We start from the raw sequence: 13,365 nt of genomic DNA on the forward strand, positions 1-13,365 counted from the left end.
CGCCGCAGTGGATCACCCCCACGGCCCCCGAGTTCGCCGCCTGCCGTTCGCAGAGCATCGACTACGCCGTCATGGAACACCACGACAACGTGTCCGTGGTGCCCTACCCGGGCGCATGGAACGACGTGGGCAGCTGGAACGCCGTGGCCGAACTCACCCCGGCCGACGCCGATGACAACCGCGTGCATGGCCACGGACTGACCCACAAGTCGCGCAACACCTTCATCCACGCACCCCACCGCCCCGTGGTCGCGCTCGGCACGCAAGACCTGCTGATCATCGACACGCCCGACGCCCTGCTCGTGGCCCACAAAGACTGCGTCGAGCAGGTCAAGGACATCGTCACCCGCTTGCAAGACCAGCAATGCGCCGAGGCCATCACCCACCGCAAGGTGGCCCGCCCCTGGGGCTGGTACGACAGCATCGACCTCGGTGAACGTTTTCAGGTCAAGCGCATCGGCGTCAAGCCCGGCGCGAGCCTCAGCCTGCAGATGCACCACCACCGCGCCGAACACTGGGTCGTGGTCAAAGGCACGGCCGAGGTCACGCGCGGCAAGGACATCTTCCTGCTCTCGGAGAACCAGTCCACCTACATTCCGGTGGGCGAGCTCCACCGCCTGCACAACCCCGGCAAGATGGAACTCGAAATGATCGAGGTGCAGTCGGGCAGCTACCTGGGCGAAGACGACATCGTGCGTTTCGAAGACACCTACGGGCGCGCCACCGCGAGCCAGGCCACATCGCCAGAACCCCCGGTGCGGGCGCCCATCACCCCATGAAGGTCGCCATCATTCACTACTGGTGGCTCAGCAACCGCGGCGGGGAGGCTGTGGTGGCCGCCATCGCCGAGCTCTACCCCGAGGCCGACCTGTTTGTGCACGTCTGCGACGAACCGCTGGTGCGCCAGACCCTGGGTGAGCGGTTCAAGGGCCGGATCATCACCACGTTCATCGCCCGCTTGCCGGGCGCCGCGCGGCACTACCAGAAGTACCTGCCCCTGATGCCGGTGGCGCTGGAGCAGCTCGATCTCTCCGAATACGACCTGGTGATCAGCAGCGAGTCGGGACCGGCCAAGGGGGTGATCACCCGGCCGGACGCGCTGCACGTCTGCTACTGCCACTCGCCCATGCGCTACGTGTGGGACATGTACCCCGTCTACCTCAAAGGCGCGGGCCGGCTCGTGCGCACGCTGTTCCCCTGGGTGGCGCACTGGTTGCGGGTCTGGGACCGGGCCTCGGCCGACCGTGTGGACCATTTCGTCGCCAACTCCAGCTTCGTGGCCTCGCGCATCCGCAAGTTCTACCGGCGCGATGCCGAGGTCGTCTTCCCGCCGGTGAACGTGACGGCGTTCGACCACCGCCGCGAGCGCGGCGACTTCTATCTCTGCCTGGGCCAGCTCGTGCCGTACAAGCGGGCCGACATGGTGGTGGAGGTGTTCAACCAGCTGGGGTTGCCGCTGGTGGTGATCGGCGAGGGCGAGCTGCTTGACCGCCTCAAGGCCATTGCCGGCCCCAACGTGCAACTGCTGGGGCGGCAGGCCTTCAGCGTCGTCAAGGAGAAGCTCGAAACCTGCAAGGCCCTGGTGTTCCCCGGCCTGGAAGATTTCGGCATCGTGCCCGTGGAGGCCATGGCGAGTGGCGCCCCCGTGATCGCCTACGGCAAGGGCGGCGCGCTCGACACCATCGTGCACGGCAAGACCGGCATCCTGTTCGACGAGCAGAGCAACAGCGCGCTGAAAGCCGCGATCCACGAGTTTGAAGCCGGGCCGCAGCGGTTTGATGTGGAGACGCTGCGCGACCACGCGGCGGGCTTCGACCGGGCCATCTTCCAGCGCCGATTCCTTCAGGCCGTGGAGCGCGCGCTCGCGACCCAGACGGCCGCCGCAACCGCCCCCTTCACACCATGAACGCCCTGGTCATCGGACTGTTCTGGGTGCTGGCGGCGCAGGTGCTGATCGGCAAACCCAAAACCGGTCTCAACATCTTCTTTGGATCGATCCCCTTCGGCGCGCTGGCGGTGATTCCCACCGAACTGACCGGCGGCCTCACCCTGACACCGACGCCCATCATCGCCCTGCTCATCGCCACCCGACTGATGCTGAACCGGGAGGACCGCAGCGCGCTGGCGGTCATTGCCCTGTCGAAAAACGGCACGGTGTACCTCTCGGCTTTCTGGATGGTGGCTTGTGCAGCGACGCTGTTGATGCCCCGGATCTTTGAAAGCGAAGTGACCATCTTTCCCATCCGGTCGTCGGACATGATCGTTGAAGAGTTGCTTCACCCCACCACCCAGAATTTTTCCCAGCTGACCTACCTCTCGATCTCGGTCTTCGCCGTGTTCTGCTTCGTCAGGCTGACCCACAAGAATTTCAACATGGCCGATTTGCTCGGCCCCATCCGGTGGGGCGCCAGCATCACGGTGATCACGGGGGCTCTTGACTACGCCAGCAATTTTGTCAATCTGGACCCCCTGCTGGAGCCGTTCAGAACCGCTTCATATGCCCTGCTCTCGGCCAACGAGGTGTTCGGCAACAAACGAACCGTGGGGCTGACGCCGGAGGCCTCTTCCTACGGTGCGGTGTGCGTCTTCTTTCTGTCCCTGCTCTATTTCCTGCGCCTGGCGATTCACAAAGACCGGATGGGCTACGTCAAGAACATCGGTCTGGTGTTCGCTCTGGTGCTGATGGCCCTGCTCTCCACGTCGTCGGCCGCCATCGTGTGCGTGGGCATCTTCATGGTGCTGGTGGTCGTGGACTGGCTGTGGAACGACGTGGCCATTCGCAAGACACCGCTCACGAAAACCGCGCTGCTGTGGTGCTGCGTGCTGTCGCTCGTGGCGATCTACCTGTCGTTCCAGCCCAGGCTGCTGAGTGAGCTCTCCGACATCTTCAGCCACATGATTCTGTACAAGAAAGAGTCCCACTCGTACGAAGAACGGACGCTGTGGACCACCGTCAGCCTGCAGGCCCTGCAAGACACCTACGGTCTGGGTGTGGGCGTGGGGGGCACCCGCACCTCCAGCTTCCTGGCGGCCCTGTTCAGCAACACCGGCGTGCTCGGCGGTCTCTTTTTCATGGCGTTCCTGCTGAAGGCCTTGTTGGGTCGCTGGAACTACTACCGCTCGCCCAGGTTCAAGTCCCTTCAGCACGGGCTGGTCTTTGCCTTCATCCCTCCCTTTGTCAACCTGCTTCTGGTGGGCACGACGGCCGACTTCGGCTTGGCCCTGGCCTACCTGCTCGGGATCAAACTGGGCCTGGTCGCCAAGTACCCGGCGCGGTCCAGCGAGCTGAAGCTGGAAGCCCTGCCACAGGGGGCGAGATGAGCGCCGCGCCGGGCCGTTCCCAAGCCAGCTCGCACCGCAGCCCGCAGGGCGAAGGTACTCCAGTGAGCGCCGCCCGGCCGTTCCGAAGGCGCTCAGCCCCGCAGTGCGCAGCACGGAGGGTGGTCCAGTGAGCGCCAACCCGATCGCCACCCGGTCGTCACTGGACTTCGCGTTCGTCTACGCGGCCTACTCCCTGCGCTACATCTACCTGCTGGTGCTGATTCCGTTCTATGGACGGATCCTGGGCATGGAGGGGTATGCCGTGATGCTGTCGGCGCTGTCCCTGATGAACCTCGCCTGGATCTTCAACAGCTGGGGGCTTGCGCCGGCCGGCACCCGCGCCATCGCGTCGTCCTCCGGCCACGCCGACATTTTTGGCGCGCAGTTCACCGCCCGGCTGTGGCTCGCGCTGCTGGTGATCCCGGGGGCGCTGATCGCCATCCACCTGTCGCCCATCTTGCTGGCCAACCGCTGGGCCGCCTACGCGGCCATGGCCATGGGTGTGGTCTCGGCGTTCAACCTGGGCTGGTACTACACCGGCACCCACCGCCCCCGCACCACCGTGCGTCTCGAAGTGATCGGGTTCGTGTTCAACCTGTCGCTCATCCTGACGCTGGTGCGCTCGCCGACGGACGCCGATCTGGCGATCTTCCTGATGCTGCTGTCCGCGCTCATGGTCACGGCCATCGCCTACTGGTCGTGCCGCGGTGAATTCAGTCTCCACCGGCTCATCCAGTGGCGCGCGGGCCTGCAGCTGATCCGGTCTTCGGGTTACCTGTTCCTGTACATCAGCAACGCGATTTTTGTCGGGGCGGCATTGACCTACCTCCTGGGCCTGTACGCCAGCGCGGACATGGTGGGCGCCTACGGCGCTGCGGACCGGCTGGTCGCGGCGGGGATCAGCATCATGACGCCCATGGGCCACATCTTCATCCCGAAGATCACCGCCCTGTTCAAGACCGGCGGCGACGGGGCGTACCAGCTGTCCCGAAGGATCGGTGCCCTGCTGCTGCTGGTGGCCACGCTGGGCGCCGCCACCAGCCATTGGTTCGCCTCGCCCATCGTGTCGCTGATCTTCGGCCCCGGGTTCGAGGCCACCGCCGAATTGCTGAAGCTGCTGTCGGTGGTGTTCCCCATCAACGCCGCCATCATCGTGCTGGGCGCCTACCTGTTCATCCCCCAGCACAAAGAACGCACGCTGGCCGCCGTGGTCATCACCGGTTCGGCGATCGGCATCGGCTCACTCGTGTTCATGGGCAACACCCACCAGGCCATGGGGGCCGCCTACGCGCGGATCATCGGGGACTCGATCACCCTGGCGCTGCTGCTGGTGTTTGCATGGCGGAACGGCATCCTGCAGCGGTTCCTGTCCGTCCATCGATGAGCCCATCCACCGTCTCGTCTTCGTCTTCGTCTTCGTCCTCATTTGATACACAGACTTCAGGAACCGTCATGAATGCCTATGTCGTCATTGCCACCAAGGGGAGAGCATCCATCGCGAAGGGGGTTCTGAGCTCACTCCACGGGCAGACCTGCCCGATCGAGCACATCATTTTTGTCGGCAGCGAACCCGCTGACGTGGCCGGGCTGGACACCCACCCCCGGTACCAGGCCGGAACGGTCTCGGTGGTGCTCTCGGAGGCGGGCCTCACCAAGCAGCGCAACGCCGGGTTGGACCTCCTGTCATCCATGACCCGGGGGCAAGACCCCAGCAACTGGTTCGTCGTCTTTTTCGATGACGACTTCCGGCTGGCGCCCGACTGGATCGCCCATTGCAAGGACGCGCTCCTCGGCGATCCACAGCTGGTCGGCGTGGGTGGGACGGTGCTGGCGGACGGCATCACGGGCGACCCGATTCCGGAATCACAGGCGCTGGATTTCATCGAATCCCGCCTGCCGCCCATGGTGCACACCTGGTCCGGCCCCCGACGCGACGTGCCCGATCTGTACGGCTGCAACATGGCGTACCGGGGCACGGTGGCCGGCACCGACCGGTTTGATCCAGACCTCCCGTACTACGGCTGGCTGGAAGACGTCGACTATTCGGTCAAGGCCAGTCAGAAGGGCGCCCTGCGGCACATCCCCGAATGCAAGGGCGTGCACATGGGCACGTCGTCGGGACGCACCAGTGGCGTGCGGTTCGGCTACTCCCAGATCGCCAACCCCCTGTACCTGATCAAAAAAAGGACGCTCCCGGTCAGGAAAGGCAGCCGAACCCTGCTGCGCAACATGCTGTCCAACGGTAAGAACGCCCTGTTTCGAAACCAATCCCGCGACTACACCGGGCGGCTGAAAGGCAATTTCATGGCCATCAAAGATTTGTTTCTCGGCCAGTGTCATCCGACCAATGTCATTGGCCTCAAGTAAAGCAGCGCAAGAGAATCCCGAAATGATGAACGAAACCGCCATGCGGAGCACCATGCGACTGGTCATCCTCAATGACTTCTCGTCTGCCAAGGGCGGCGCATCGTCCCTGGCCATCGAGAACGCCAACCTGATGGCGTCGCGGGGCGTCCACGTGACGTTCATCTGCGGCGATCACGGCCATGCCGCGGGGTTTCCTGATCGAAAGATCCAATGCCTCGGCATCAATGGCTCGGCCATCAATCCCGCCACGCCGCTGAAAAATGCGGTCAATGGACTCTACAACTCGGTGGCACAGCAATTCGTGACGAACTGGATCGGCACCCACGACACGCCCTACACCATCTACCACCTGCATGGCTGGAGCAAGATTTTTTCGCCCTCGATTTTTCAGGCGCTCGAGAAGGTGTCAGACCGCACCCTGGTGCATGCCCACGACTATTTCCCCGCCTGTCCCAATGGGGCCTTCATCAACTACCCCCAGATGAAGGAATGTGGGCTTCTGCCCAACCAGGTGCGCTGCCTGCTGTCCAACTGCGACCAGCGCAGCTATGCGCAGAAGGTCTGGCGCATGGCGAGGCACGGCGTCAAGAACCAGTGGTTCAACCTGAAGGACTCCAAGTTCAAGATCGCGCTCCCGCACGATGCCATGCGTCCCTACTTCATTCGCAGCGGCAGCCTGGACAACACCGTGTTCACCATCCCCAATCCGGTGGTCCCTTTCACCAGCACCCGGATCCCGGCCGAGTCCAACGCGGCGTTTCTGTTCATCGGCCGGCTGGTGCCCGAGAAAGGCGTGGACACCTTTCTCGCCGCGGCGCATCTCGCGCAAGTGAAGGCCAAGGTCATCGGCGACGGGCCGCTGCTGGAGCCGCTCAAGGCCCAATATCCCCACGTCGAGTTCACCGGCTGGCAAGACCGCAAAGGCATCGTCGAACACCTGCACAATGCGCGCGCCGTCATCATGCCGTCCCGACTCAGGGAAACCTTCGGACTGGTCGCGATCGAAGCCATCGCCAGTGGCATTCCGGTGGTGGTTTCAAAGAGCTCCGCGGTGGCGGCGGACATCGTCCGCATGCATGCCGGGACGACGGTGTCGCCGGGCGAGGTGGACACACTGGGTCAGATCATGGCCGACCTCAACGGCTCCGACGAACTCGTTCGGGCGATGAGCGAAAACGGTCATGCCCATTGGCGGGAGGTGGCCAACACCACCAGCACCTGGGCAGACTCGTTGCTGTCCCTGTACGGCGCCATGCTCGACGAACGCAGCCGCGTGGGGGTGCACTAGATGACACAGCTCAAGGCAGGGATTCTGAACGTGGCCTACAGCCCCAATCTGGGCGACGGGCTGATCGCCGAGTGCCTTCGGTACGGGCTGACGTCCTCGGCTGCAGCCATTGAGGCGCGCTTCATCGATCTGGCGGGTCGGGAAAGTTTCTCCCAGGGCTTGAAGTCCAAACAGCGCTTCAACGCCATCCGTGCGATGTTGCCGACCTTCGCTCTCGGCTTCGCTTCCCGGCTCTTCCTCAGCCTGCTGGTCCAGTTCCGGCTGAAGCCTTTCTACCTCCGCAAGATGGTGGGCCTGGACGCGGTCATCCTGGGCGGCGGCAACCTGCTCGCGGACCAGGACCTGAACTTCCCCAAGAAAATCCACTGCGCCCTGATGGCAGCGGCCCGGCTGCGGCTGCCGGTGTACCTCTATGGCGTGGGCGTCTCCGATGACTGGTCACCCACCGGCCGGAGGTTGTTTCTGGAGGCCCTCAACGCCTGCGACCTGAGGTTCATTTCCGTGCGGGACGCGCGGTCCGCCCGGTTGCTCGAGCAAGCGCTGAGCCCCTCGAAGCGCGACATCGTCACGGTGCTGGACCCGGGGGTTTTCGCCGCGCTCGCCATGCCGCCCGAGGCGAAGAACCCCCCGTTGCCCGACGGGGTGCGCCGCATCGGTGTCGGGGTGATGAGCCCGTCCGAGCTCAAATACCACGGGCTGTCTTCGATGGACGACCAGGTGCTCTTCGATTTTTACCTGACCCTGTTCGCCGAACTCGGCGCGCGCGGGTTTCAGGTCGCCGTCTTCACCAACGGCAGCCCGGAAGATCGCGCATTTGCGAAGCAACTGAGCCGCAGCGTCGGTGAAGACGCCGAAACACAGGCGTGGTTCTCCGATGCGTCGGACCGCATCCAGTCGCCCACCGATCTCTGCCAATTCATCGCCACGTGTTCGGGCATCGTGGCCTTCCGGCTTCACGCCATCATTGCCGCGTTTTCCTACGACAAACCCTTTGTGGCACTCGAGTGGGACAAGAAGGTCGGCGCTTTTTTGAGCGAAGTGAAGCGGCCCGGGGCCATCGCCAACATCGCCGAATCGTCGGGGGCGTCGGTGCTGGACATGCTGCTGCCGGGTTTGAACCCCTCAGCCGACCTGTCTTCCCGGGCCTTCGCCCAACGGTCTTTGCAATCGGTGCATCAGCTGGGTGCATTGATCGGTCAACAACAGCAACGCCATGCGCACGAACATCTCAACCGCTAAGGTCTTGACCGGCCCTCCGGTGAGGGCGGCGGGTCTCTTTCTGGCCATCCTTTTCATGGCCCAGGTGCAAAGCATCCGGCCCTGGTACGCCCACTGGGACAAGCTGGCCCACTTTTTCTGTTTTTTTGCCGCGTGGTGGGTGTTCAGAAAGGGCCTGCCGGCAGGCAAAGGCGTTTCGTTCATGCTGGCCGCCTTGCTGGGCGCGGTCATCGAGATCTATCAGATGTCGCACCCCCAGTTTCAACCATCGTGGTTCGACTTTCTGGCCGATCTGGTGGGTGCCGGTTTGGCATGGGCCACGTCCATGGTGGTCTCGACCATGAACGGCTTTGACATTCGCCGTCCCTTCAGAGGCCTTGTCCCGTCCGCGTTTCGCCAGCGGTTCAGCACCAAGCCCCTCCCTGCGATCCTGATCTCCGGCACCCTGGTGGTCGTGTCCCTGGCCACGCTCCGTGCCCACGGGCCGGCCTTTGGCGCGAGCGATGCGCCGCTTCCTGGCAGCGCAGCGCAGGGACCAGCAGCACCCCTCGTCGACAACCCGTTTGGCGTCGCGCCGTCCAACGCTTCTTCGAAACGGCTGTCGCTCTGGATGGGGCCGATGGCCGCGTCCGGCGTGGGCTGGATCCGGGGGTTCAGCCCCACGCTGAACGCCGCCCAGCTGCCGCAGGGGGGCGCCAGGGCCGTTCAGTTCAGCGGCATCCTTGAGTACCGCGATCCGGCCAACCCCGAGGCGTGGCAGCAATACGTCCGGGAACGGGTCCAGGCATTCAAAGGCATCACCAGCCATTGGGAAATCTGGAATGAACCGCCCAATTTCACGCCGAACACGCCGCCCGAAGTCTATGGACGCATGGTCGCCCTGGCGCACGACGCGGCCAAGGGCGTGGACCCGTCCGTGAAGGTGGGGCTGAGCGCACAGAGCGTCAACCTGAACTACCTGGACCGGGCCCTGCTCTCCGGCGCCAAAGACAAATTTGATTTCGTCACGGTGCATCCCTACGAAACGGCGGACCTGATCCCCCGGGGCTTCGAGGCCCAGTACATGAGCATCGTGCCGACCATTCGCAAGATGCTGCAGGCGCGCAATCCCGAGCGCGCCCAGGTCCCGGTGTACTTCACCGAGATAGGCCAACCCGTGGACGCCAAGAACGACGAGCGGGCGCAGGCCAGCCAGCTCTTGAAGATCTACACCATGGGCCTGGCCCAGGGGGCGGCCCGCGTGCACTGGTTTGAGCCCCTCGACGGTGACTCCGGTCCCTTCGGCCTGATTGGCCCCAACGGCAGAAAGCGCCCGGCCTACCTCGCCCTGGAGTCCCTGATTGTTCATCTGGGCCAGCGTCCGCGCTACCGGGGCTGGCTGTTGCTCAATGGGCTGCACCACGCCTTTCTGTTTGAAGGCCCCCAAGGCTTGGTGGTGGTCGCGTGGGCGGGACCGGGCAGCGACCGAAACATCACCCTGCCGGCCGGTGCCAGCGTGATCGACCCCTTGGCGGGCGGCGTGCGCACGGCCTCGTCACTGACGCTGACAGAGGTCCCCACCATGGTCGTTTTCCCCACCACGGAAACGGCGTGGACCACCCAGGCCACTGCCAACCGGGCCCGGCCGTTCCCCTGGAACGGCGACCATTCCAGGGCCAAGAGCATCGACCTCAAAGCACCGGGCGGCTGGACGGGCGAGCGGGGACTGCACCTCGTGCAGCCCCCCGTGTTGCGGGAGGTCGGCGGCGAGATGGCGCTGGACGCGAGCCCGCGGGCCATCACCGCGTTCACCGTGGATCCGAATTTTCTGTCCTACACCAGCCAGCCGGTGCGCATCACCGCTGTGGTGCGGCGCAATTCGGCGAGCGCGGCCGGCTTCAAGCTGAAATATGAAAGCCGCAGCGGCATGAAAAGCGTGGGCTGGAACACGCTGCCGTCCCACAACGAATGGAGCACCTTGAGCTGGTCCATCGACGACCCCCAGTTCGTGGGCAAGTTCGGATTTCATTTTTCCTTTGATTCGGACACCACCCAACACAGCAACTACAGCATCCGGAGCGTTTCGGTGAACAAGGAGTAAACAGCCATGCGCACACGCAGAGCCCACTCTTTTCGACCTGTGAGCCATCGCCATGGCTCAGCCTCTCAGGGCTTGCCTGGTCTTTCCAGCCCGGTCCGGGGCCGACCTCGTCCAGCGCGGCAGCACCACACCTGCGGTCACGCTGATTCTTCCTGGTTTCGCTCTTAGATCACCCACACCATGTCGTCCAACTCACTCTCCCCCAAAGGCCCGCCGCACACCACGGCGCTGACCCTGCAGCAGGCGCGCATGCTGCAGGCCAACCAACAAGCGCGTGAAGAAGCCGATGCCACGCCCGGAGACGATGTCAATCTCAAAGAGATCTTCCGGGCCATCGCCAAACACAAATGGATGATCGCTGGCATCACCCTGCTCTGTCTGGCGGCCGCTTCGGTCTACACCCTGCGCATCACGCCGATGTACCGGTCGACCACCCTGATCCAGATCGACCGCAGCGCCCAGAAGGTCGTGGGATTCAACACCGAGGTGGAACTCGACCAGGGCACCGCGTCCGACCAGTTGCTGCTGCGCACACAGATCGAACTGCTCAAAAGCCGTTCTCTGGCGCTGCGGGTGGTTGACGAGATGGGTCTGTACAAACCGGTCGATGGCCAGGGGCAGGGTGACACCCCTTCCGCCGCGCCGGCGCCCGAGGCACCGGCAGCCCCCGAGTCCAAGACCGGTCTCGATTTCGTCGAGACGCTGCGCAGCAACTTCAACCAGCTGTTCACCCCTGCCGTGAAGGACGTGGACCGCCTCAGCCGCAACGACACGATCAACGCCTTCAACGATTCGGTCAACGTCGAGCCCCTGCGCAACTCGCGGCTGGTGGAGGTGCAGGTCGTGAACAAGGACGGCGAGCTGGCGGCGCGCATCGCCAACCAGATCGCAAAGACCTTCATCGCGATGAACCTGGAGCGCAAGCTGGAGACCTCGGCCTATGCCCGGCAGTTTCTCGAAGAACAGATCCAGCTGACCAAGGCCAAACTGGAACAGAGCGAAAGGGTGATCAACCAGTACGCCAAGCGCAACGAAATCCTGAACCTGGGCGACCAGACCAGCGCCACCACGCAGAACTACGTCGACTTCTCTGCCGCGCTGGCCAAGGCCGAGCAAGACCGGATCAAGGCCGAGGCGCAGTACAACGAGGTGAGCATGCGGCCCGAGAGCGCCCCCGGGGTGCTCGAGAACCAGGCGATCCAGGCCTACAAGGAACAGCGCGCCCGGCTGGAAGCCGAGTACGCCAAGAACCTGGCCGTGTTCAAGCCGGAATTCCCGGCCATGCTGCAGGCCAAGGCGCAGATCGGGGAACTGCAAAAGCGCATCGACGCCGAGGTGCAGACCATCCTGGCCTCGATCAAGGGTCAGTACGATGCCGCGAGGAAGCAGGAATCGCTGCTGCGTTCCCGCGTGGCGGCCTCGCGCAACGAGGTGCTGACGGTGCAAGACCGCAGCGTCGATTTGAACCTGCTGCAACGCGAGCTCGACACCAACCGGCAGGTCTATGACAGCCTGTTGCAGCGGCTGAAAGAAGTCAGCGTGACCGGGGGCCTGAACACCAACAACATCTCGGTGGTGGACGCCGCGGAGTCCGCGCTGTTTCCCTTCAGACCGCGCCCGGCGATCAACCTCGCCGTGGGGCTGATGCTCGGCCTGCTGGCCGGCGTGCTGGCGGCGATTCTGCGGGAACAGATGGACGATTCGATCAAGCACGAAGACGAGGTGGAACGCCTCTTTGCCCTGCCGCTGCTGGGCTGGATTCCGGCCACCAAAAAACCCCGGGGCCTGGCCATGCAGTCGCTGGGCTTGCTCGCCCACTCGGAGCCCCGCAGCGGTTTTTCGGAATCCTACCGATCCATGCGCACCGCGCTCCAGTTCTCCACCCCGGAAGGCGCACCGCGACTTCTCATGGTCACGAGCTGCGGCAAGAACGAAGGCAAGACCACGTCCGCCCTGGCGCTGGCGATCAACTTTGCGCAACTGGGCCAGAAGGTCTTGCTGATCGACGCCGACATGCGCCTCGCGTCGGTCCACAAGGCGCTGGGCCTGCCCAATGAACGGGGCTTGTCCACCCTGCTGACAGGCGAGGCGACCGCCGAAGACCTGATCCTGAAGACCGTGGTGCCCAACCTGGGTGTGTTGCTGGCAGGGCCCACGCCGCCGGACCCGGTGGAACTGCTGATGGGGCCCAAGCTGAGGGGCTTGCTCGACCACGCACAGACGCTCGGCTTCAACCAGCTGATCATTGACGGGCCGCCGCTGCTGGGCATCGCAGATGCCATCGTGCTGGGCAACCAGGTCCAGCACATCGTGTTCACCGTGAAGGCCTCCAGCACCAAGAAGAAGAGCATCAAGGACGCCCTGCGGCGCCTGCGCAACGCCGGGCTGGCACCGATGGGCGTGGTGCTGACCCATGCACGCACCGAGCACACGAACGACGATGCCTTCGAGTCCTACTACGGCTACGGCAACCCGCCCACCAAGTCGGGGGCCAGTCTGCTGACGGGGACACAGGGCGCGCGGGCGTCATAGCGCTGACGCTTTCAGGCACACCCCAGGCACATCCCATGGTCCTCGCCCCAGCACCCATCGCTGCGAACCCACTGCCATGTCGCGTGCAGGAGGCATTACTGGATTTCGAGCAGAGGCCGGGTCGCTACGCGGTGGCCCGGCGCGAGCCCGCCTTGCTGTTCGAGCAGGTGGGCACCGTGCTGCAGCTGGCTTCGGACCGGACCGTGGATGGCCTGTCGCCCGGCAGCGAGGCCCATGCGCTGGAAACGCGGCGAGCGGCGCGGTATTTTGTGCGCACCGTGATGCTTCGCCCCGGCACGGACCACTACACCCTGCTGGGCCTGACGGCAGCCTCCCCACCCGCGATGCTGCGCGATCACTACCGCATGATGATCCGGCTGGCCCACCCGGACTTCGCCTCAGCGGACGAGGCCTGGCCGTCCGACGCGGCCTCCCGCATCAACTTCGCCAACGATGTGCTGTCGTCGCCGGTGCAACGTCACCTCTACGACGCCTCCCTGGTGCAGGCGTCGCCTTCGCCAATCAGGTTCCAGGGCGCGGTCTTCGCGGCGGGTTGGGG

At 64.4% G+C, this 13,365-nt stretch carries 10 protein-coding genes; all 10 read left to right on the top strand.

The features are described from left to right. The coding region (locus tag B0E41_RS01055) for a cupin domain-containing protein (protein WP_143433606.1) at nucleotides 1-779 on the top strand (779 nt) is incomplete at its 5' end. Next, complete coding sequence (locus B0E41_RS01060; RefSeq protein ID WP_077327884.1) at nucleotides 776-1,906, top strand: glycosyltransferase; 1,131 nt, start codon at nucleotides 776-778, stop codon at nucleotides 1,904-1,906. The genes B0E41_RS01055 and B0E41_RS01060, both read left to right, overlap by 4 nt. Further along, nucleotides 1,903-3,321 (top strand): hypothetical protein, encoded by a 1,419-nt coding sequence (locus B0E41_RS01065; RefSeq protein ID WP_077327887.1) that lies wholly within the window; start codon nucleotides 1,903-1,905, stop codon nucleotides 3,319-3,321. Before B0E41_RS01060 ends, B0E41_RS01065 begins: the two co-directional genes overlap by 4 nt. A 127-nt stretch (nucleotides 3,322-3,448) precedes the next feature. Then, on the top strand, nucleotides 3,449-4,705 hold the full coding sequence (locus tag B0E41_RS01070; protein ID WP_171984627.1) for an oligosaccharide flippase family protein: 1,257 nt from the start codon (nucleotides 3,449-3,451) through the stop codon (nucleotides 4,703-4,705). A gap of 68 nt (nucleotides 4,706-4,773) precedes the next feature. Beyond that, nucleotides 4,774-5,688 carry a glycosyltransferase family 2 protein gene (locus tag B0E41_RS01075; protein ID WP_077327893.1) on the top strand — a complete coding sequence of 305 codons (915 nt, stop codon included), beginning with the start codon at nucleotides 4,774-4,776 and terminating at the stop codon, nucleotides 5,686-5,688. 22 nt (nucleotides 5,689-5,710) lie between these two features. After that, on the top strand, nucleotides 5,711-6,976 hold the full coding sequence (locus B0E41_RS01080; protein WP_171984628.1) for a glycosyltransferase family 4 protein: 1,266 nt from the start codon (nucleotides 5,711-5,713) through the stop codon (nucleotides 6,974-6,976). Next, complete coding sequence (locus tag B0E41_RS01085) at nucleotides 6,977-8,215, top strand: polysaccharide pyruvyl transferase family protein (protein WP_077327897.1); 1,239 nt, start codon at nucleotides 6,977-6,979, stop codon at nucleotides 8,213-8,215. A 55-nt stretch (nucleotides 8,216-8,270) separates the two neighbouring features. Continuing rightward, entirely contained in the window at nucleotides 8,271-10,274 is a 2,004-nt protein-coding gene (locus tag B0E41_RS01090; protein WP_143433607.1) for a hypothetical protein, read from the top strand. Between the two features lie 180 nt (nucleotides 10,275-10,454). Further along, nucleotides 10,455-12,806 (top strand): polysaccharide biosynthesis tyrosine autokinase, encoded by a 2,352-nt coding sequence (locus B0E41_RS01095; RefSeq protein ID WP_077327901.1) that lies wholly within the window; start codon nucleotides 10,455-10,457, stop codon nucleotides 12,804-12,806. A 35-nt stretch (nucleotides 12,807-12,841) separates the two neighbouring features. Then, nucleotides 12,842-13,365, top strand: a 524-nt coding sequence (locus B0E41_RS01100) for a DnaJ domain-containing protein (RefSeq protein WP_143433608.1), incomplete at its 3' end; no start/stop codon positions are given.

Origin of the sequence: Hydrogenophaga sp. A37 (assembly GCF_002001205.1) — a bacterium.
GTDB lineage: Bacteria > Pseudomonadota > Gammaproteobacteria > Burkholderiales > Burkholderiaceae_C > Hydrogenophaga.

Coding starts and splice junctions, on each gene's coding strand:
- B0E41_RS01060 (WP_077327884.1), top strand. CDS start 776: ATGAAGGTCGCCATCATTCACTACTGGTGGCTCAGCAACCGCGGCGGG.
- B0E41_RS01065 (WP_077327887.1), top strand. CDS start 1,903: ATGAACGCCCTGGTCATCGGACTGTTCTGGGTGCTGGCGGCGCAGGTG.
- B0E41_RS01075 (WP_077327893.1), top strand. CDS start 4,774: ATGAATGCCTATGTCGTCATTGCCACCAAGGGGAGAGCATCCATCGCG.
- B0E41_RS01080 (WP_171984628.1), top strand. CDS start 5,711: ATGATGAACGAAACCGCCATGCGGAGCACCATGCGACTGGTCATCCTC.
- B0E41_RS01085 (WP_077327897.1), top strand. CDS start 6,977: ATGACACAGCTCAAGGCAGGGATTCTGAACGTGGCCTACAGCCCCAAT.
- B0E41_RS01090 (WP_143433607.1), top strand. CDS start 8,271: ATGGCCCAGGTGCAAAGCATCCGGCCCTGGTACGCCCACTGGGACAAG.
- B0E41_RS01095 (WP_077327901.1), top strand. CDS start 10,455: ATGTCGTCCAACTCACTCTCCCCCAAAGGCCCGCCGCACACCACGGCG.